The organism is Methylomonas sp. LWB (assembly GCF_001856095.1).
In the GTDB taxonomy this organism is placed as follows: Bacteria; Pseudomonadota; Gammaproteobacteria; order Methylococcales; family Methylomonadaceae; genus Methylomonas; species Methylomonas koyamae_A.
The window spans coordinates 1-20,613 of record NZ_MKMC01000011.1; the positions used below are offsets into that span (position 1 = coordinate 1).

A 20,613-nucleotide genomic window follows, 5' to 3' on the forward strand; every position below is an offset into this window, starting at 1 on the left:
ACGGCTTCCACATTAGCGACGACATTATCCACGGTAAAGCCGAACTCCTTGAAGAGTTGGCCGGCCGGGGCCGATTCGCCGAAGCGGTCCAGGCCCACGACTCGGCCTTGGCTGCCCGCGTATTTCCACCAGCTGTCGGTCACGCCGGCTTCGACTACCACGCGCGCGGTCACGCTCGGCGGCAGTACGCTGTCTTTGTACGCCTGATCTTGCGCTTCGAACACGTTGGTCGACGGCATGGACACCACGCGGATGTTTTTGCCTTTGGCGCTCAACGCTTCGGCCGCTTTCGCCGCCAGTTCGACTTCGGAGCCGGTGGCGATGATGATGGCGTCCGGATTGCCTTCGCCGCTCAGGATGTAGCCGCCTTTGGCGATCGCGTCGATCTGGGCTTGGCTGCGCGGCATGTGCGGCAGGTTTTGCCGGGAGAAGATCAGGGTGCTCGGGCCGTCGGTGCGTTCGATCGCGGCTTTCCAGCTGACCGCCGATTCCACCGCGTCGCACGGACGCCAGACTTGCATGTTGGGGATCATGCGCAGCGTGGCGGTTTGTTCGATCGGTTGGTGGGTCGGGCCGTCTTCGCCCAGACCGATGGAGTCGTGGGTGTAGACGAAGATGGTCGGCGCTTTCATCAGTGCGGCCATCCGCAACGCGTTGCGGGCGTATTCGCTGAACATCAGGAAGGTGGCGCCGTAGGGCTTGAAGCCGCCGTGCAGGGCGATGCCGTTCATGATGGCGCTCATGCCGAATTCGCGGACGCCGTAGTAGGCGTAGTTGCCGTCGTATCCGCTGGCGTTGATGTCTTTGCAGCCTTTCCACAGGGTCAGGTTGGAACCGGCCAGGTCGGCGGAGCCGCCCAAGAGTTCGGGCAACAGCGGGCCGAAGCCGTTCAGGGTATTTTGCGAGGCTTTGCGGCTGGCGATGGTTTCGGCTTTGGCATTGACGTCGGCGATGAAGGCATTGGCTTTTTCGCTCCAGTCGCCGGGCAGTTGGCCTTTGACCACGCGGCGTTCGAATTCGGCGGCCAGGGCCGGATGCGCGGCTTGGTAGGCGGCGAATTGGGCGTTCCAGGCGGCTTCGCGTTCGGCGCCCTTGGCTTTGGCGTCCCATCCGGCGTAGATGTCGGCGGGGATTTCGAACGGGGCGTGCGGCCAACCGAGTTTTTCGCGGGTGGCGGCGACTTCGGCTTCACCGAGGGCGGCTCCGTGGCATTCTTCCTTGCCTTGTTTGTTCGGCGAGCCGAAACCGATGATGGTTTGGCAGCAGAGGATGGAGGGCTTATCGGTGACGCTTTTGGCGGCCTCGATGGCTTTCTTCACGGCTTCCGGGTCGTGGCCGTCGACTTTGGGGATGACGTGCCAGCCGTAGGCTTCGAAGCGTTTCGGGGTGTCGTCCAGGAACCAGCCGTGGACGTCGCCGTGGCCGCGCACTTCGCCGTCGATGGAGATGTTGTTGTCGTCGTAGATGGCGATCAGTTTACCCAGGCCCATGGAGCCGGCCAGCGAGCAGGCTTCGTGGGAAATGCCTTCCATCAAGCAGCCGTCGCCCAGGAACACGTAGGTGTGGTGGTCGACGATGTCGTGGCCGGGACGGTTGAATTGACCGGCCAGCGCGCGTTCGGCGATGGCGAAACCGACGGCATTGGTGATGCCTTGGCCCAAGGGGCCGGTGGTGGTTTCGACGCCGTCGGTGTAGCCGTATTCCGGGTGACCCGGCGTTTTGGAGTGCAGTTGCCGGAACTGTTTCAACTGGTCGATCGGCAGGTTATAGCCGCTCAGGTGCAACAGCGAGTAAATCAGCATGGAGCCGTGACCGTTGGACAGGACAAAGCGGTCGCGATTCGGCCATTTGGGGTTGGTGGGGTTGTGGCTCAGAAAATCGTTCCACAATACTTCAGCGATGTCGGCCATGCCCATCGGCGCACCAGGGTGGCCGGAGTTGGCTTTTTGGACGGCGTCCATGCTAAGTGCGCGTATGGCGTTCGCTAAGTCTCGGCGCGAAGGCATGTTGGTCTCCTTTATTTTGTTATTTTAGGTACGATGCCCGTAAACTAGAACATCGCTCTGGCTGGGGCTTGGTAATTGCAAGGAAAACCAACACGACGCTACTGTTTAACAGACTGCCGGAATTGGCATCACCTTGATACCTTGTAAATGTCCAAAGCCGCGACCGACAAGTGACGCCCGCGGCTTTGACGCCGTCCTTATTCCAAGTTGGCGTGTCTCGATCTCATTTCTTCTTCCGGGATACCCTTCTCATGAATGACATGGGAAATCGTAGCCTCGAGGAAAAGCAGAGTAGACAATTCAAATACGGTACCCATAGGCATGCCTCTGACTTTACCGTATTGTTCGGCACGACCGATTTGCAACGTAACGTCGGCCAAATCGCCGATAGTCGAATCGTCTTTGGCCGAAATCAGCGCGATTTTCGCACCCACTTCTTTAGCTTTCTTGGTGAAGGCCACCAGCTGCTCAGTTTCTCCGGAGCCGGAAATAATGATCAACAAGTCGCCGGCTTTAATACTAGGCGTGACGATTTCACCGACAACGCTGACATCATAGCCACCATGCATCAGCCGCATCGCGAAAAAATTACCGACCAATTTGGAGCGACCAGCACCAGAAATGAACACGCGCTTGGCCTGGTCCAACATGTCGACCAAAGTTTTGTCGTGCGAATCGGGTGTCGCTTCCAGAATGCTGGAAATTTTGCTTAAGACTAACTCTTGATGCATGACTTACACCGCCGCCACGTCGACCAATTCACGGATTTCACGAGCCGCTTCGGCAGGTGACGGAGCGCCGTAGATAGCCGCGCCGACAACTATAATATTGGCTCCAGCTTTAACGGTTTGATCGATAGTGGCTGGTTTGATACCGCCGGCAACGGAAACGCGAACGTTCAAGCCCAGGTTGGCGACTTCGGCCAAGTCGGTGAAAGGCGTTTGACCGGCCGCTTGTGCGTCCAGACCGGTGTGTACACCCATGATTTGGGCGCCCAGCTTCGCGGATTCGCGAGCGCACTCGCCTTTGTTAGGCACGTTAATCAAGTCGACTTGCACTTCGGCAGCATATTTTTTAGCCGCCTTGATCACGCCACCAATAGTAGCCAGACCGGAAACACCCAATACGGTGCAGATGTCCGCGCCGGCAGCGTAGAAAGCACCAGCTTCGTATTCGCCGGCATCCATGGTTTTCAGGTCAACCAACAACAATTTATCGGGGTAACGTTGTCTCAGTTCTTTGACCAAATTGACACCGTTGTATTTGATGCAAGGGGTGCCAATTTCGAAAATGTCGACGTAAGGGGCTACCTGGTCGGCCAGCGCGACGGTTTGGTTGAAATCCAGTGAGTCCAACGCCATTTGAATTAATGGTCTTGCCATGTGATGTGCTCCGAAAAGTTTTATTTTATTGATAGCTGATTCTCGCAAATTGCCACAACCCGCTAGGCTAGTCACGTACGTGTGATGCATCTGTAACTGTAAGATAGAAATAGCACGGCTGTCAATGCTTGACTGCCGCCAAATACAAAGCTTCAGGGCACTCGGACCAAGATTTTATCGGCCGAAAAACCCAACATCGCAAACCGCGAAATTTCCCGATGGGAAATCGCCTTTTCAGGACGATAGTTGACTCTAAAACACCAACCCGCTCACCCTAGCACTGTCTATGAAACGCTTATTTTTCGCGCTCTGGCCACCACTTGACGCCCTAGCCAAACTCCAGCAGCTAATTCAACACCTTGATCGCCCAATAACTCCTCTGGCTATCTCCAACTTGCACGTTACGTTGGTGTTTTTAGGCACCGTAAATCCCAAACAAGAACGGGAACTGCGCAGACGAGCCAACACCATCAAATTTCACGGCGCCGAACTGACGTTCGACCGGCTCGATTTTTGGCAAAAACCCAGCATACTTTGCCTGACGTCCACCGACGGATTAACTGCCGTGAGCGAACTTTCCGAACAATTGACCAGAATCAGCAAGGGGCTGGACATACCAATCGACAACCGCCCCTTCACTCCACACATCACGCTATGTCGTAAAATCAAACGCCCACTCGATACCGAATTCGAACCGATAACTTGGCGCGCCACCGGCTTTTGCCTGGCCGAGTCGGTATCAAACTCCGGACGCCGCCAATATCGGGTTCTTGAGGAGTGGCCATCATTGTCATAAGCAGCCGATACAAATCTGAGGAGAACCGACCATGCCCATGCTGAAACTGCGCACTAACATCCCTATTACCGCCGAACAATCTCCTAACCTGCTGAAAGCCTTCTCGCGCTTGCTAGCCCAGGAGACCGGAAAACCGGAACGCTATGTCATGATCGACATTTCCGGAAATCACTTCATGCTGTTTGCCGGCAGCGATTCTCCTTTAGCTTATTTGGAGTGCAAAAGCATAGGGCTCAGCGCCAGCCAAGCCACAAAGCTTTCAGCGTCCCTCTGCCAAATATTGTCCGAGGAACTCGGCATCGCTGGCGACCGAATTTACATTGAGTTCAGTAATTGTCCGGCTGAGTTTTGGGGCTGGAACAGCTCGACGTTCGGCTGACAGCGCAAAATCCGGCGCGCAAGCGCGCCGGTTCAGTCGCGTTATTTAGGCTTAACTTCGGATTTACCCTTGTCCGGCTTCTCGGCGCTTGCTGCCTTACCGGCTTTTTCCGTTTTTTCCGTTTTAGTATCAGATGGAACTGGCACACCATCGCCGAACAGAATATTTTTCTCGTTCGCCATAGCGGTTTTTTCGCCAATGCCTTTGACCGCCTCTAAATCCTTCAAACTTTTAAAATCACCATGCTCCTTGCGATACTGCACGATGGCCTCGGCTTTTTTCGGGCCGACTCCGGTTAAGGCAGTGGAAATTGCTTCCGCGTCTGCCTGATTGATATTGATGGGTTCAGCATTCACCCAAAACGAACAAAGCAATAGAACCAGAAATAGCTTTTTCATAATTCGACCTCGTAATTTAGTTAGAGATTAGGCTTAATCGGCTCATTCCATTAAGAATGACTTGAAAAGCTAGTCGATTGTAGAAGCTAAACCTATTTTTTCAATACGAAATTCCGAAAATAACTAACCCCTATGCCGTGGCGACAAACACAGCTCTGACAGGAGCCGGCAGGCCTTCGATAGTCTTATCCGAGTCGTTAGGATCCAAAAAGTCCGTCAGCGACTGAAAGCGCATCCAATCGGTCGAACGCTGCTCTTCCACACGCGTTTTTTCAACGCTCGTTAATCGCACGTCTCGAAAACCGCAACGACGCAACCAAACCAACATTGCTTCACAACTCGGCAAAAACCAAACATTGCGCATGCTGGCATAACGTCGTTCCGGCAACAGTACGCGGTCCGGCCCGCCGTCGATCACCAAGGTTTCCAACACCAACTCGCCACCCGACCTCAGGCAACCTTTCAATTCCAGCAAATGATCGATCGGCGAACGCCGGTGATATAAAACCCCCATCGAAAATACCGTATCGAAAATTCCCAAGTCCGCCGGCACATCCTCTATACCCAGCGGCAAAACGAAGACTGGCGCATCGCCGCCGTGCAGACGACGAACCGCCTGAAATTGCATCACGCTCAACAGAGTCGGATCGATACCGATCACCATTCTGGCGCCGGCGCCCCACATCCGCCAGGCGTAGTAACCGTTTCCGCAACCGACATCCAGTACCAATCGGTTGCGCAACGGCGCAATGGCATCTTTAACACGACGCCACTTCCAATCGGAGCGCCATTCGGTGTCGATCTCGATACCGAAAAGACGATACGGCCCCTTCCGCCAAGGATGCAAGGCCATCAACCGCTCGCGTAACTCGGAGCGTGCCGTTTCGGAAATGTCCGAGTCGCCGCCGATTTGTACTTGATCGAGCAAGTCGCAAACGCTCGGTGTCAGAGGCGGCAATGCATCGACCACGCTCCGCCAGCGTCGCAAATCGCCATGCCCGGTTTCATCGAATGCCGTAGCTAACTGCCCCAGCAATAATGCCGCCCAGCGCTGACCTCCCGCCTCGACAAGCAAGTTGAATAAAGGCCGGTAATCGATCATTTCAACGCGATCATTGACGCGAAATTGAAGTACTGGAACCAAACCTCGACACTGGAAAACCCCGCTGCTTCCAGGCGCGCGCGATGCTCGGAGAAAGTCTCCGGTATCAAGACGTTCTCCAACGCAGTTCGCTTTTGACTGATCTCCAGTTCGCTATACCCTTGCGCCTTCTTAAACAGATGGTGCATTTCGGTTTGCAGATCCTGCTGACGCTTGTCATCGAACGCCAGCTTCTCGGACAAGATCAACACGCCGCCAGGGAGTAGGCCGTCGTAAAGCCCAGCGATAAAGCGACCACGGTCTTCGAGAGGTATGAATTGCAGCGTGAAATTCAGCACAACCACCGATGCATCGCGAATTTCAATATCGCGAATATCGGCGCAACGCCATTCGATGTCGACCTCCGCCGGGGCCAGCTCAATATCGCGCCGACATTGCTCGATCATCGCCTCCGAACAGTCGACCGCCACGATTTTGCAGTTTCGGACAGCAATGTTGGCGCGCATGGCCAATGCCGCCGCACCTAACGAACACCCCAAGTCGTAACATCGACTGTTTTCGCGGGCGTAACGGCCGGCCAACAAACCAATTGCGGAAATCATCGTGCCGTAGCCCGGCACCGAGCGTCGAATCATGTCCGGAAAGACCTTGACGACGTTCTCGTCGAAGCTAAATGCCGCGATTTCGCCTAGCGGACTGGCGTATAAAGAATCTTTCGAAGCTGGCATGAGGAGCGGCCGCGCTGGTTTGAACAAGCGCGGCCAAGCAAGACTGGCGAATACTTAAGAATTGTTGGGGACGTTGTTGTTGCTGAGCGCCTCGGTATTGCGCTTGGCCAACTGATTGATCACTTCCTGCAACGATCCGGAACGTTCGACCTCGTTTTTAAAGCTGGTCCGATAGTTGGTGACCAAGCTAACACCCTCGATCAGGATGTCGTAGACTTTCCAAGCCCCTTTCTCGTTCAGCATACGGTAGTTGACCGCAATCGGTTGCAAGCCAGGTTGCAAGATTTCGGTTTTGATCAATACCTTTTTATCGTCGCCTTCGCTGCTAACCGGCAGAAAACGCACCGACCAGTCCTTGAACTCGACAAACGCTCTGGAATAGGTGCGAATCAACAGGGTTTGGAACTCCTTCTTAAAACCGTCCTTCTCGGCCGGCGTAGCGTCTTTCCACATTTTGCCGAGCACCAACGTCGAAATTAGGTCGAAATCGACATGCGGGTAGATCACGTCGTGTACGAACACCGTGATTTTTTTGAAATCCTGCGTAAACCCAGGCTCCTGCATGCGTTGCTTCAGCTTGTTCGAGGCGTCCTCGATAATCTTCTGCGGCTCGCCTTCCGCCGCCGCGCCGGAAGCCCAGCCCAACGCCGTCGCCGCCCAAATCGCCATCAATAAAAACTGCAAATAACGTTTGATATACATATAAACCATCTCTTAATAAGGATACAGGGCGCTAATTTCAGCCTTCCCAAACCATACACTGCTACAATTAAGGTCCGAAGCGGAAAACCCAGCCTCAGGCTCGACCAACCCGCGGAGGATCGGCAAACACCTCACTATTTTACTATGGAAAAGATGTCTACCCCTAACGACTTTTTCCCAACCACCCGGATGCGCCGCATGCGCTCCCAGAATTTTTCCCGCCGGTTAATGCGGGAAAACCACCTGACTACCGACGACTTGATCTGCCCATTATTTGTCGTCGAAGGCCAATCCGTCCAACAAGCCGTGGCGTCGATGCCCGGCATCAGCCGCCTGTCCATCGACCAGCTGTTGCGGGAAGCCGAATCCTTAGTCAAGTTGGGTATCCCCGCCGTCGCGCTCTTTCCAGTCGTCGACCCCGGTCAAAAATCGCTGAACGCAGAAGAAGCCTACAATCCCGACGGCCTGGCGCAACGTTGTACGCGAGCGTTGAAATCTGAATTTCCGGACCTCGGCGTAATTACCGACGTCGCGCTCGACCCGTTCACCACGCACGGCCAGGACGGCCTGATTGACGCTGACGGATACGTCGTCAACGACGCCACCGTCGACGTGCTGTGCAAACAAGCCCTATCCCATGCCGAGGCCGGTGCCGACATCGTCGCGCCGTCCGACATGATGGACGGCAGAATCGGTGCGATCCGCAACGTCCTGGAGTCCCAGAGCCACCCAAACACCCGCATTCTGGCCTATTCGGCCAAATATGCCTCCAGTTTCTACGGCCCGTTCCGCGACGCGGTCGGCTCGGCCGGCAATCTGGGCGGAGGCAACAAATACAGCTACCAAATGGACCCCGCCAATTCCGACGAAGCGATCCGAGAAATCGCGCTCGATTTACAAGAAGGCGCCGACATGATCATGATCAAACCGGGCATGCCCTATCTGGACATCATTCGCCGCACCAAGGATCGTTTCGGCGTTCCGACGTTCGCTTACCAAGTCAGCGGCGAATACGCGATGCTGAAAGCCGCCGCCCAAAACGGCTGGCTAGACGAACGTCAGGTCGTGCTGGAATCCTTACTCGCCTTCAAACGGGCCGGCTGCGACGCAATTTTGACTTACTTCGCCAAACCGGCGGCACAATGGCTGCAACAAACCTAGATCGACAAGCCATGGCGACCGCGCGCGACATCCGCAATGCCGAACAGCGTCGGCAATCACGGCTGGAGGAAGGTGTATTCATTCTGCTCCTGCTGCTGTCCATGCTGGGTATCGCCGTCACCCGCTTTTCGCCGGAAGACGGTTACGCTTTCTGGTTGTTCATGGTCACCGTATTCGCCGGCATTTCGATCGCCATCGGCCGGATGAAAGCCAAAAACCACACGTTCGACTTCGCCGCTGCGTTCAAGGAACAATTGCTGCACTGGGCCAGTGCGGTTTTGGTCGCCGGCGGCGCGTTTCTACTGCAGAAATCGGGCCGTATCGACGAAAACGCCGCGACGCTGGTGGTGTTGCTGATTCTGTCGTTGGCCACGATGCTGGACGGCATCCGTATCGGCTGGCAACTGGGTTTGATCGGCCTGTTTCTCGGCGCATGCGCGATTATTATCGCCTACGTTGAACAGTTCATGTTACCCGTCAGCGTGCTCGCCGGCCTGCTCGTCATCGTCACCCTGTATTGGGAATTCAAATCCCGCAAACAAGCCGACCAATGACAGCCATCGACCAATACGCCGTATTCGGCCACCCGATTAACCACAGCAAATCGCCGCGCATCCACGGCCTGTTCGCCGAACAAACCGGTCAACGTCTGCAATACCGGGCGGCGGACGTACCGGCCGAGCAATTTCGTTCCGCTGTCGAGACCTTCTTTGCCGACGGCGGCAAGGGTCTCAATTGCACGGTGCCGCTCAAGGAACTCGCCTGGCAATTCGCGGACCGCCTCGGCGACCGCGCCCTGCTCGCCAAAGCCGTCAATACCCTGGCGCGCCAGGCCGACGGCCGCATCCTCGGCGATAATACCGACGGCGTCGGCCTGCTCAACGACCTGACCATCAACCATCGTATTCCGTTGCGCGCCAGCCGTATCTTAGTGCTCGGGGCCGGCGGCGCGACACGCGGTATCGTCGCGCCGCTGCTGGAACAGGCACCGGCGCAGCTCGTCATCGCCAATCGGACACTCGAAAAAGCCGAGGCCATTGCCGATGAGTTTGCCGATCTTGGAGAGTTGCACGCCTGCGGCTACGCTGATTTGAACAGCCGCTTCGACGTCATTTTGAATGCAACCTCCGCCAGTTTGGGCGGCGACCTGCCGCCGCTGGCCGACGATATTCTCGCCGACGGCGGCTGCTGCTACGATTTGGCTTATGCCAACCAGCCTACCGCATTCGTAAACTGGGGCCTTCGGCACGGCGCCTCGCTCTGCCTCGACGGCTTGGGCATGCTGGTGGAGCAGGCCGCCGAGGCCTTCTATCTTTGGCGGGGCGTCAGACCGGACACCCGTCCGGTCATCGATTTGCTGAACCGCGAGCGAACGCTGCCTCCGCTTCGAAACGATTGACCTCCGTCCACCCCAACGACAATCACTCTTCCACGATCCATCATTGCTTAACGGACCAACATGAAGGCCATCAAATCATTATTCGGCAAAGTCTCCGGCAAATCCCCAGCCCCGCTGGGAACACAGCCCATCACGACCGAAACCTTGCGGCAACTCTTCCCAATCAGAAACCTGAGCGAAGAAATCCTGCAAACCTTCGCGGCCGAGAACCACGTCGAAACCTACTCAGCCGGTCGAACCCTGTTTTCGGTCAACGAGCCTTCGACCTGCGCGATTTTCTTGCTTGACGGAACCGTGATTTTGGCCGATCAGCACGGTAAAGGTTACGAAATCAGCGCCGGCAGCGCGCAAGCCAAGTTTCCGATCTGTAGCGGCGCCAAACAAACCGCGACGGCCACCGCCAAAACCGACATTAGTATTCTGCGGGTGTCGTTAAAAATCATGCTCACCTCCGGCCGCTTCGACCACGGCAAACTGGACGTACCGGAAGACTTGCAAGGTAACCGCCTGTTATCGCTGTTCGCCGACCATTTCCAGCACCACCACCACGAACTGGAAATTCCGTCGCTGCCGGAAGTGGCGATCAAGTTGCGCCAAGCCATCCAAAAAGACGTCAATATCGATGACGCGGTCAAGATCATTCAACTCGACCCGGCTATCTCGGCCAAACTGATCGAAGTGGCCAACTGCCCGTTGTACTTGACCACTGTCCCCGCCAAAAACTGTAAGGATGCGGTGATCCGCATCGGCCTGAACGCCACGCGCAGTTTGGTCACGGCGCTGAGTATCAAGCAGATTTTCAAATCCAAATCGCCGCTGCTGAAGACTTACCTCGAAGATTTGTGGAAACAAAGCCTGTATTTGTCCAGCCTTTGTCACGTGCTGGCCAGCCACAGCCAGCAACAAAATCCGGAAGATGCGCTGTTGGCCGGGTTAACCTGCGACATCGGCGTGATTCCATTTCTCAGCTTCGTGGCGGACTTGCCGCTCGAGTACCACAATGAGACCGAAATCGAACAAGCGATCCCCGTCGTCAGAGCGCCGGTCGGCGCGGTCGTGCTCAAGGAATGGGATTTTGCCGATGAGTTCATTCAGGCGGCCAAACATTCCAGCGATTGGTTTCACGCTAGCGGTGACACGTTAACACTGACCGACATTGTCGTGCTCTCTCGACTACATGCCTTGATCGGCAAAAAGGCCAACGCCGATCTGCCGGCAATCAGCGCGATCCCGGCGGCGGCCAAACTGAAAACCTTTTCGCTGTCGCCGGAAAACACGCTGGCGATCCTGCACGACGCCAAAGCCAAGATTCAGGAAGCTTTGAACACCTTCATCACTTGATATGTTCGGCAAGTTATTTAAACGGGCGGCGACCAAACCCGTCGCCGCGGCAAGCAACGGCGAACGTCCGGCCCACCGTCTGCCCATCGAGTTTTTACGCAAACTGATCCCGATCGGCGAGCAGGACAGCAAAGAACTGATAAAACTGCCGATTGCGTTATGCCAGTTCAATGCCGGGGACATCGTCTTCAATCGCGGCGAAGCCTCCGACACCTTGATTTATCTCTACAGCGGCAAAGTGTTTCTGGAGTCGGCCAACGGCGGATACACGGTTGAAGAGAATACCTTCAAGGCCTGCTATCCGTTGGCGGCTCACGGCGAACATAGCGTCAGCGCCATTGCCCAAACCCCATCCCAGCTGATTTACCTACCACTATCGTTACTGCGACAAAGCAGTGCTCAGCCACACAATCCGCTGGCAAACCGCGCCAATCCGCCCGCCGAACTGCGTAATAGCCCGCTATTCGCGAAACTTTGCGCGGCCTACGACGCCGACGCGCTGCAAGTCCCCAGCCTGCCCGACGTCGCCTTAAGGCTGCGTAGTGCATTGCAAAAAGACATCAGCGTCGCCGATGCGGTGAAAATCGTTAATCTGGATCCGGCGATTTCGTCCAAACTGGTACAGGTCGCCAACAGTCCGATCTACCGAGGCTTAAAGCCGGTCAGCAATAGCCACGATGCGGTCAATCATCTGGGCTTCAAAATTACTCAAAATCTGGTCACCAGCGTCAGCCTACACCAATTGTTCCGCAGCACCAATAAAGTGCTTCAGCAAAAATCCCAGCAAGCCTGGAAGCAGAGCATACAAATCGCCAGTTTGAGTTGTACCTTGGCCGGTCTCGGTAAAAAGATCAACGCCGACGAAGCCTTGCTTGCCGGCCTGACTCACAATATCGGCGTCTTGCCTATCATTACATTGGCTGGTAGCCTGCCCGCTTCAGAGTACACCGAGGCCGAACTCGACGCTTGCATCGACTACCTACAGGGGCTGTTCGGCACTTTCATCCTGAAAAAATGGCATTTTCCGGACACGCTGATCCAAATTCCGGCGCAAACCGGAAACTGGTATTACGACGCCGGCGAGGGCCTGCAATTGCACGACATTGTATTGTTGGCCAAATTTCACAGTCAGTTGGGGGGCATCCGGATGCACAAATTGCCGCCTCTGAACACCTTGCCGGCGTTTCATAAACTGGACGACTGCGCTTTAACGCCCGACATGTCCCTGCAAGTACTGCAGGACGCCAAACAGCAAATCGCCGAGGCCTTGGCATTTTTCCGGGCCTGACATGAACTGGTTCACGCGCCTCTTCAAAAAAACGCCGCCGCCAACGTCTTCGGCGCCAACCAACATCGCCGCGAAAAACGCAAACATACCGGTGGAAATACCGGGCGTGACACCGCCGATGTCGCGGCTCAAACAATCCCTGCCTCCGGTGGAACTCAAGCAATTCGTTCCGCTACGCAATCTCGACGATGCCCATTTGGCCGCGCTGCCGCGCCAAACCCTCCGCTACGCCAAACATTCGGTGATTTTCACCTTCGACCAGCGCACCGACAGCGTGTTTTATTTAGTGCGAGGGCGGCTCAGCATGCAACCCGACAGCGACAGCAGCTACGAAATCGTTGCCGACACCCCGCGAGCCCATCTGCCGTTAAACAGCGCCACGCGTTGCGGCGCCACCGCCACCGCGCTCGACGACGTCTTGATCCTGGAAGTCTCGATAGAGCTGAACCGGCTATGGTCCGACCACTGCCGAGAATCGACCAGCTGTGTTGAACTGGTGGATATCGAACTCCCCGAGTCGTTGAACGGCCACCAGTTCTTTGTCAGCTTTGCCCAAGCCTACCGGGAAAATCAGTTAAGGTTGCCCTCGTTACCCGACGTCGCGCTTAAACTCAAGGAAGCGATGCGCAAGGAGATAGGGATAGCCGACGCCGTCGAAATTATCCAACTCGATCCGCCCATCGTCGCCAAACTGATTCAGGTTGCCAACAGCGCTCTGTATTCCACCGGCAACACGATCCACAATTGCCACGACGCGGTATCGCGCATCGGCCTCAACGCGACTCGCAACTTGGTTCTGGGCATCAGCTTGAAGCAACTGTTCCATTGCAAGGACCCAGCGCTGATGAAAGCCATGCAAGCGCTGTGGCGGAGCAGTTTGTACGTCTCCAGCCTCAGCTTCGTGCTGGCCCAGGCGTGCAGCCGCATCAACCCGGAAGACGCCTTGCTGGCCGGTTTGGTCGCCGACATTGGCGCGATACCGCTACTGCATTTTGCCGAACACTTCCCGGACGCCAGCCCCAGCCTGGAGGAGTTACAAGCCTCGCTAACCTATCTGCGCGCTCCGGTCGGCACTCTGGTACTGCATACCTTGGGCTTCTCGGAAACCCTAACCGGCATTCCGCCGCTCGCCGAAAATTGGCTGTATGACAGCGGCTCGGAACTGACGCTGAGCGACATTGTCATGCTAGCCAAATTACACAGCTATTTCGGTAGCGGCAAATCCCGCGACCTACCCTATATTTGCTCGATACCGGCCTACGCCAAACTCAGCGAGGGCAAGCTCAACCCCGATTTTTCGCTTTCCGTGTTACAAAAGGCTCAGGCCCGCGTGCAGGCGGCGATGCAACTGTTATCCTGATTTTTTCCGATTACTTTCCGGCTACCGTAATGACCAATCCTTTATTAGAACGTACCGAACTCCCGCAATTTTCCAAAATTCTGCCCGAACATGTCGAACCGGCAATCGATCAATTACTGACCAATGCTCGCGCCGCCATTGATACCCAGCTAGCAGGCGGCGGCCCCTACACCTGGCATAACCTGATCGAGCCCATCGAGGAAGCCGAAGATCGCCTGAACAAGGCCTGGTCGCCGGTCAGCCACATGAATTCGGTCGTGAACAGCGACGCCATGCGCGACGCCTACAACGCCTGCCTTGGCAAACTCAGCGCCTACGCCACCGAAACCGGCCAAAACAAGGCGCTGCAACAAGCCTACAAAGCCATTCGCGACAGCGATGAATTCGCCAATCTCGAACCCGCCCAACAAAAGATTATCGATAACGCACTACGCGATTTTCATTTGTCCGGTGTCGACCTTCCAGCCGAGCAACAAGCGCGCTACAAGGAGATCAGTCAGCAACTGTCCAAGTTGGCCAGCCAGTTCGAGGAAAACCTGCTCGACGCCACCAACGCCTGGCACAAGCAAATTACCCATCTCGACGATTTGGCCGGCCTGCCCGAGTCGGCCATTGCCCAAGCGAAACAGGCTGCCGAAGCCGAAGGCAAGGACGGCTGGTTGATCAATCTACAATTTCCGTCCTATCTGGCGATCATGACCTACGCCGACAATCGGGAACTGCGGCGCGAGCATTACGAAGCCTTCTGCACCCGCGCATCCGACCAAGGTCCACACGCCGGCCAATGGGACAACACCGACATCATGGAGCAGATTTTGGCTCTGCGCCACGAAAAGGCCCAATTGCTGGGATTCAGCAATTACGCGGAATATTCACTGGCCACCAAAATGGCCAAGTCCACCGACGATGTGGTCAAATTTCTGGAAGACCTGGCCGACAAATCCTGGCGTCAGGCGCGCCGCGACCTGACCGAGCTGAAGGAATACGCCGCCCAGGAACACGGCCTGCACGACCTGCAAGCCTGGGACATCGGCTACTACTCGGAAAAAATGCGCCAGCACTACTATCAGTTGTCGCAAGAAGAAGTGAAGACCTACTTTCCGGACAATAAAGTCGTACCCGGCTTGTTCGCGATCGTCGAACGCCTGTATGGTCTGCAAATCAGCGAAATCCGGGAGTTCGACGCCTGGCACCCGGATGTGCGCTTTTATCAAATTGTCGACAAGGACGGCGCACTACGCGGCCGCTTCTTCCTGGACTTGTACGCCCGCGCCAAGAAGCGCGGCGGCGCCTGGATGGACGATTGCGTCTGCCGCAAGAAAACCTCGACCGGCCTGCAAACGCCAGTCGCCTACCTGACCTGCAACTTCACGCCGCCGATCGCCAGGGATGGTGGGGGTGCGGTAACGAGTATGGAACTCGTACCGCCGTCCGGCAACGACCCCGCCCTGCTAACTCACGACGAAGTGGAAACCCTGTTCCACGAATTCGGCCACGGTCTGCATCACATGCTGACTCAGATCGACCACCTCGGCGTGTCCGGCATCAACGGCGTGGAATGGGACGCAGTGGAACTGCCCAGCCAGTTCATGGAAAACTGGTGCTGGGACAGGGAAGCCCTGGGCCTGATTTCCGGCCGTCACCAAACCGGAGAGGCATTGCCGGATGCGCTGTACGATAAGATGCTGGCCGCGAAAAACTTTCAGGCCGGCATGATGATGGTGCGGCAACTGGAATTCAGCCTGTTCGACTTCAAAATTCACCAGCACTACGACCCGGCCAAGGGCGGACGGATATATCAGACCTTGCAGCAAGTGCGCGAGCAAGTCGCGGTGGTCAAGCCCCCCGAATTCAACCGCTTCGCCCACAGCTTCTCGCATATCTTCGCGGGCGGTTACGCCGCCGGTTATTACAGCTATAAATGGGCCGAAGTCCTGTCGGCCGACGCCTTCTCGCTGTTCGAGGAAAAGGGTATTTTCGACCGCGCGACCGGCGAATCCTTCCTGCGCAATATCCTGGAACAAGGCGGCAGCAGCGACGCGATGACTTTATTTAAAAACTTCCGCGGCCGCGAACCGCGGATTGACGCCTTGCTACGGCATAACGGGATTGCCGCTTAGCGACGGCAGCGTGAATCAGGCTGGTCAAGAGCCCGTTAGTCTAGAACCGGTCGTTCGCAATCGAACTGAACCGGTTCGGACAGTTCTCGCCGCCGGCACTCCCCTGTTTGTAAGACATGCTTTGATCGCTTGAAACTTGAATCGAGAGAATCTCGGCTACCTGAAACTCAGATCATCTGCCGTTGAGAATACAGGCGGCGATCACTACCCACAGCCTCGCCAAGCCGCACCGCCTCGTGTCGGCACATCGCGAGCTACCTCGCGCACCGGGTCCGACCAGCGCGCTGGCGTTTTTCAAAGGGCATAAGCAGCGTTAAGCCTGGCTGTCCACGATGCAACGGCCAACTCAACCGGCCATGGTCGTCGCGGAGACAAAAGTTTCCGCCGGGCTTCGTTCTATCACTTGCACCCGCTGGGTAATCCCGCAGAGTAAGGTATAAGGTATCGTGTCGGCGTGACGGGCGATTTCCTCGACCGGCAAGGCCTCGCCCCACAACGTGACCGGATCGCCGGGCTGGGCGTCCGGCTGGCTATTAAGATCGACGGTGATCATGTCCATCGACACCCGGCCTATCAACGGCACACGCCGACCATTGACCAATACCGGCGCGCCGCTTTGGGTGTGACGGTGATAGCCATCGCCATAGCCTATCGACGCCACGCCCAGCCGGGTTGGTTGCCGGCAAGTCCAGGTACCGCTGTAACCGACGGACTCGCCGGCGGCGACATACTTGACCGCGATCAACCGCGAATGCAGACTCATCACCGGCCGTAGACCGAAATCCGCGCCGGTTTTACCGGCAAACGGCGAGCAGCCGTAAAGCATCAATCCCGGCCTGACCCAATCCCCCCCCCTAACCTGTGCCGAGTTGGAAGACACGTTGGGCCAGCCAATGATGCCGGCCGAATTAGCGATACTACGCTGACCGGGGAAGTCTTTGACCGCATGGTTGAATACGTCGATCTGGCGGCGGGTTTTGTCGTCGAGCAAGTCGTCGGCGTTGGCGAAATGGGTAATCAGATTGATCGGTTGCGCGACGGCGACACAATCGGCCAGCGCCTGATAAGCGGCCAAAAAGTCGCCGCCCTTGAAACCCAGGCGGTTCATACCGGTATCCATTTTCAACCAAACCGGTAATTTTTCGGATTCCGGCGCCAGTTGCCGCAAAATGCCGATTTGCTGTGGCGTATGAATCACCGCCGCTAGTTTGTGGCGTACCATCAAACGCAGCTCGTCCAGGCATACGAAGCCCTGCAAGACCGTAATCGCTTGCGTGAAGCCGGCCTCGCGCAAGCGCACGCCTTCGTCGACCCGCGCCACCGCGAAACCGTCGGCCTCGGCCAACGCCGCCGCCACTCTATCCATACCGTGGCCGTAGCCGTTGGCCTTGATGACCGCCATGATCCGGTTGTTCGGCGCATAGCGTTTAACCTGGGCCAGATTGTGGCGGGCGGCGTCCAGATCCAGATGCACGTAAGCGGCCGGCGTCATTCGTAATCCTCGCTACCGGTATAAACGCCCGCGAAGTTTTCGAAGCGGGTGTATTGGCCGAGGAAGGTCAGTCGCACCGTGCCGAGCGGACCGTTCCGCTGCTTGCCGATGATAACTTCGGCTATACCTTTGTCCGGACTGTCCTCGTGATACACCTCGTCGCGATACACGAAAATGATCAAGTCGGCGTCCTGCTCGATCGCGCCGGATTCGCGCAAGTCCGACATCACCGGCCGCTTGTTCGGGCGTTGCTCCAGATTCCGGTTGAGCTGCGATAGCGCGATCACCGGCACATTCAACTCCTTGGCCAGCGCCTTCAGGCCGCGCGAGATGTCCGAAATCTGCTGGACGCGGTTATCGCCGCTGGACGGCGATTGCATTAACTGCAAGTAATCGAGCACGATCAAACCCAGTTGACCATGCTCGCGAGTCAGCCGGCGGGCACGGGAACGCACCTCGGTTGGCGTCAGCGCCGGGGTGTCGTCGATAAACATTTTGGTCTCGGCCAACAGATTGATCGCAGAGGTCAAGCGCGGCCAGTCGTCGTCGTCCAGTTTGCCGGTCCGTACCTTGTGCTGGTCGATCCGGCCCAGCGACGACATCATCCGCATCGCCAGCGCTTCGCCCGGCATCTCCATACTGAATACGGCGACCGGCATCCCGCTTTTCAAAGCCACGTTTTCGGCCATGTTCATTGCGATGGTGGTGTTGTGAACGACAGTCATGTCTTCCAACAAAAACAGCCGGTTGCCGTCGCAGACGAAGCCGAAGTAATCATCGACTTTGTCATATTCGACCTGGATGCCGGTTTGTTGCCAGGTTCGGTTCGAGGTCCAGGGAGCCGCTTTCTTGTGAGCGATTTTTACCGGGATTTCGTCGACGTTGCCGCTAAAACGCACTCGATACACGGTTGTCGAAAAGCCCGTCTCCTTGATGCTGGCCTGCTTGGCTATCAACGAAGTTCTAAAGCCCAGGCTGTCGCATAAGAACTTGATTTGCCCGGCCAGGGCGGAGTTTTTCTGGGTGATTTCGTACATTTTGTACTTCGCAGCATAATGGCCATCGCTATCGATCAAGCCTGCCAGCAGTTTTAAGCGATTGGCGCGGGAATTTGCCAGAAATGCTCGTGGAATGTGTTTATTGCCCAGCAAGTCCAGTTCGCGCATCACCTTTTGCAAGGAGAAGGTGTTTTGATGGTTACCGCGTTGTTGCGAACTAATGCTGTACAGCGGACATTTATCCTTGCCGTGTTGGTCTTGGGCCTGTTTTTCGGTCAAATGCAGGTTCAACTGCACGGCGTAACATCTTAAATATTCGACGACTTCGGCGTCGGTGGTGGCAATATCGACCGCCGCGCTGACACCGTCGCCCAGCCACAAGCCGAGAAAATAAGGGTCGAGCGGCAACTCGTGTTCGGCAAAATCTATCGCAACTTTGTAGCCTTTGTAATTGGAGCGGAATTTCGCCGATGCAGACAGGTAATCGAGCAACGGCAGATTCAGTACATCGCCATTTCGATGCTTGCCTTCATTGCGGCTGCGTTTTAACGACAAAATGTGCGAGGCGTTGACTCGGTAATCCAGGCCTTTGTTCTGGCGCACCCAATACATCTCTTCCCGGCCGCGCGCCAACGATAATACCCCCCTGGCAGTGGAGTCGTCGCCCATTAGCAAATCACCGACTTGAATGTCTTCGACGGCTTTCAATTCGCCGGAATACATTAAAATTCGCGTGCCTTTGCCGAAACATTTGCCCATCGACGGCCTGCCGGCGACGATAATCAAATCGGACGGTTGCAAACCGGAGGTTTTTTCGTCGAGATCGGTGAAGCCGGTACTGGCGCCGGTGATGTCGCCGTCCTGCTCGTACAGCATTTCGATCTTGTCCACCGCCTTGGCCAGCAAGGATTTGATCGACGCAAAACCGCCTTGACCGCGTTGGCGTTGCTCGGCGATTTCGAATACCTTGCGCTCGGCGTTTTCCAACAAATCGGCGGTTTCCCGGCCTTCGGTGGTGAAGGCCGAGTCGGAAATTTCGGTACCGACATGAATCAGCTGCCGCAAGACCGAGCGGTCGCGGACGATGTTGGCATAGGCGACGATATTGGCGGCGCTGGGCGTGTCGCGCGCCAGTGAAGCCAGATACGCGAGGCCGCCGCCGTCCTGCAGTTCGCCGGTGGCTTCCAAGACTTCCGAAATCGTCACGACATCGAACGGATCCTGTTTCTCGGCCAATTGAGCAATCGCGCGAAAGATCAAACGGTGATCGCGCCGATAGAAATCGCCCTCGACGATTTTATCGGCCACCGAATCCCAGGTGCGATTATCCAGCAGCAGGCCACCCAGCACGGATTGCTCGGCCTGGATCGAATGCGGCGGGACTTTCAGGGACTCGACGGCTTGATCGGGAGAAAAGTAATAATCTTCGGACATGGCAACGGAAAGGGCGAATACTGGCCGCGCATTATAACCGGCTAACTACTCGGACAGACTGATGGCGACGACCTCGCATGCCGACGGAAAATGCAAAGTATATCGTTCGGCGAGTAGGCCGCGTACCAATACATCTCGGACGACTAGCGGTTTCAATTTTGTCAGGGCCTACCCACATCTCACCGGCAATTGACCACCAACAACGCTACGACCGCTGTTTTGCGCTACGTCTTCCTTTAGCAGCCAAGCTCGGCTTTCTCGGACTCTAGGGCACAAAAAAGCCGGTTTCACCCGGCTGTTTGCTGATCTGCAATAATAGGCCCGTAGCCCTTTTGTATGAATTGATTTTTGGTTAGCGTTATTGCTCAACCTCGATATCGCGCCAAGCTTCGACGGCAAACAACGCCAGTTCTTTCACCACTGTAAGAATAAATCTGACCGCGCCGTAGCCGAGCCCCGCCAAGATCAAGATAGCTAGTATTTTCATAGTACCTCCCAATTAAAGCCTCCCGTTTGGCGAGTTTGCC

The 20,613-nt window shown here is 56.3% G+C and carries 19 protein-coding genes; 9 read left to right on the top strand and 10 right to left on the bottom strand.

What is annotated here, in order from left to right:
* The 3 genes from tkt to hxlA form a co-directional block, all read right to left on the bottom strand.
* Window positions 1-2,006: transketolase (tkt, locus tag BJL95_RS05520; RefSeq protein ID WP_071156221.1), on the bottom strand; the 2,006-nt coding region annotated here is incomplete at its 3' end.
* 197 nt (window positions 2,007-2,203) lie between these two features.
* Entirely contained in the window at window positions 2,204-2,737 is a 534-nt protein-coding gene (hxlB, locus tag BJL95_RS25620) for a 6-phospho-3-hexuloisomerase (protein ID WP_071156145.1), read from the bottom strand.
* A gap of 3 nt (window positions 2,738-2,740) precedes the next feature.
* A complete protein-coding gene (hxlA, locus tag BJL95_RS25625; protein ID WP_064029921.1) occupies window positions 2,741-3,388 on the bottom strand; it encodes a 3-hexulose-6-phosphate synthase in 648 nt (215 codons plus the stop codon).
* A gap of 286 nt (window positions 3,389-3,674) precedes the next feature.
* Here hxlA and thpR point away from each other — a divergent pair, with 286 nt between their 5' ends.
* Window positions 3,675-4,184: an RNA 2',3'-cyclic phosphodiesterase gene (gene thpR, locus BJL95_RS05535; RefSeq protein WP_071156147.1), complete on the top strand. Its 510-nt coding sequence runs from the start codon at window positions 3,675-3,677 to the stop codon at window positions 4,182-4,184.
* A 31-nt stretch (window positions 4,185-4,215) separates the two neighbouring features.
* Window positions 4,216-4,563 (top strand): phenylpyruvate tautomerase MIF-related protein, encoded by a 348-nt coding sequence (locus tag BJL95_RS05540; protein WP_071156149.1) that lies wholly within the window; start codon window positions 4,216-4,218, stop codon window positions 4,561-4,563.
* A gap of 41 nt (window positions 4,564-4,604) precedes the next feature.
* Here BJL95_RS05540 and BJL95_RS05545 read toward each other — a convergent pair whose 3' ends face one another.
* The 4 genes from BJL95_RS05545 to BJL95_RS05560 all read right to left on the bottom strand — a co-directional run bounded on the left by BJL95_RS05545 (window position 4,605) and on the right by BJL95_RS05560 (window position 7,493).
* Window positions 4,605-4,961, bottom strand: a complete 357-nt coding sequence (locus BJL95_RS05545) for a helix-hairpin-helix domain-containing protein (RefSeq protein WP_071156151.1) — start codon at window positions 4,959-4,961, stop codon at window positions 4,605-4,607.
* A 130-nt stretch (window positions 4,962-5,091) separates the two neighbouring features.
* A complete protein-coding gene (cmoB, locus tag BJL95_RS05550; protein WP_071156153.1) occupies window positions 5,092-6,063 on the bottom strand; it encodes a tRNA 5-methoxyuridine(34)/uridine 5-oxyacetic acid(34) synthase CmoB in 972 nt (323 codons plus the stop codon).
* A complete protein-coding gene (cmoA, locus tag BJL95_RS05555) occupies window positions 6,060-6,791 on the bottom strand; it encodes a carboxy-S-adenosyl-L-methionine synthase CmoA (RefSeq protein WP_064029928.1) in 732 nt (243 codons plus the stop codon). Before cmoA ends, cmoB begins: the two co-directional genes overlap by 4 nt.
* Before the next feature lie 54 nt (window positions 6,792-6,845).
* Window positions 6,846-7,493: a phospholipid-binding protein MlaC gene (locus BJL95_RS05560; protein ID WP_064029930.1), complete on the bottom strand. Its 648-nt coding sequence runs from the start codon at window positions 7,491-7,493 to the stop codon at window positions 6,846-6,848.
* A gap of 153 nt (window positions 7,494-7,646) precedes the next feature.
* On the opposite strand from BJL95_RS05560, the gene hemB reads away from it, so the two are divergent.
* Genes hemB through prlC form a run of 7 tightly spaced genes read left to right on the top strand, consistent with a single transcriptional unit; the run spans window position 7,647 to window position 16,162 of the window.
* Complete coding sequence (hemB, locus tag BJL95_RS05565; protein ID WP_071156223.1) at window positions 7,647-8,654, top strand: porphobilinogen synthase; 1,008 nt, start codon at window positions 7,647-7,649, stop codon at window positions 8,652-8,654.
* Between the two features lie 11 nt (window positions 8,655-8,665).
* On the top strand, window positions 8,666-9,208 hold the full coding sequence (locus tag BJL95_RS05570) for a hypothetical protein (protein WP_064030015.1): 543 nt from the start codon (window positions 8,666-8,668) through the stop codon (window positions 9,206-9,208).
* Window positions 9,205-10,053: a shikimate dehydrogenase gene (aroE, locus tag BJL95_RS05575; protein ID WP_071156155.1), complete on the top strand. Its 849-nt coding sequence runs from the start codon at window positions 9,205-9,207 to the stop codon at window positions 10,051-10,053. Before BJL95_RS05570 ends, aroE begins: the two co-directional genes overlap by 4 nt.
* Before the next feature lie 60 nt (window positions 10,054-10,113).
* Window positions 10,114-11,394 (top strand): HDOD domain-containing protein, encoded by a 1,281-nt coding sequence (locus tag BJL95_RS05580; protein WP_071156157.1) that lies wholly within the window; start codon window positions 10,114-10,116, stop codon window positions 11,392-11,394.
* 1 nt (window position 11,395) lies between these two features.
* Complete coding sequence (locus BJL95_RS05585; RefSeq protein WP_071156159.1) at window positions 11,396-12,682, top strand: HDOD domain-containing protein; 1,287 nt, start codon at window positions 11,396-11,398, stop codon at window positions 12,680-12,682.
* A 1-nt stretch (window position 12,683) separates the two neighbouring features.
* Window positions 12,684-14,042 (top strand): HDOD domain-containing protein, encoded by a 1,359-nt coding sequence (locus tag BJL95_RS05590; protein WP_071156161.1) that lies wholly within the window; start codon window positions 12,684-12,686, stop codon window positions 14,040-14,042.
* 29 nt (window positions 14,043-14,071) lie between these two features.
* Window positions 14,072-16,162, top strand: a complete 2,091-nt coding sequence (gene prlC / locus BJL95_RS05595) for an oligopeptidase A (RefSeq protein WP_071156163.1) — start codon at window positions 14,072-14,074, stop codon at window positions 16,160-16,162.
* A 346-nt stretch (window positions 16,163-16,508) separates the two neighbouring features.
* Here the strand turns inward: prlC and alr are convergent, their stop codons facing one another.
* From alr to BJL95_RS25875, 3 genes are all read right to left on the bottom strand, one after another.
* Window positions 16,509-17,654 carry an alanine racemase gene (gene alr / locus BJL95_RS05600; RefSeq protein ID WP_071156165.1) on the bottom strand — a complete coding sequence of 382 codons (1,146 nt, stop codon included), beginning with the start codon at window positions 17,652-17,654 and terminating at the stop codon, window positions 16,509-16,511.
* The gene (gene dnaB, locus BJL95_RS05605; protein ID WP_071156167.1) at window positions 17,651-20,086 is read right to left on the bottom strand and encodes a replicative DNA helicase; all 2,436 of its coding nucleotides are present in this window, start codon (window positions 20,084-20,086) and stop codon (window positions 17,651-17,653) included. The genes alr and dnaB overlap by 4 nt, the downstream gene beginning before the upstream one ends.
* Window positions 20,087-20,444: 358 nt before the next feature.
* A complete protein-coding gene (locus BJL95_RS25875; protein WP_269454764.1) occupies window positions 20,445-20,573 on the bottom strand; it encodes a hypothetical protein in 129 nt (42 codons plus the stop codon).
* Window positions 20,574-20,613: the final 40 nt, after the last annotated feature.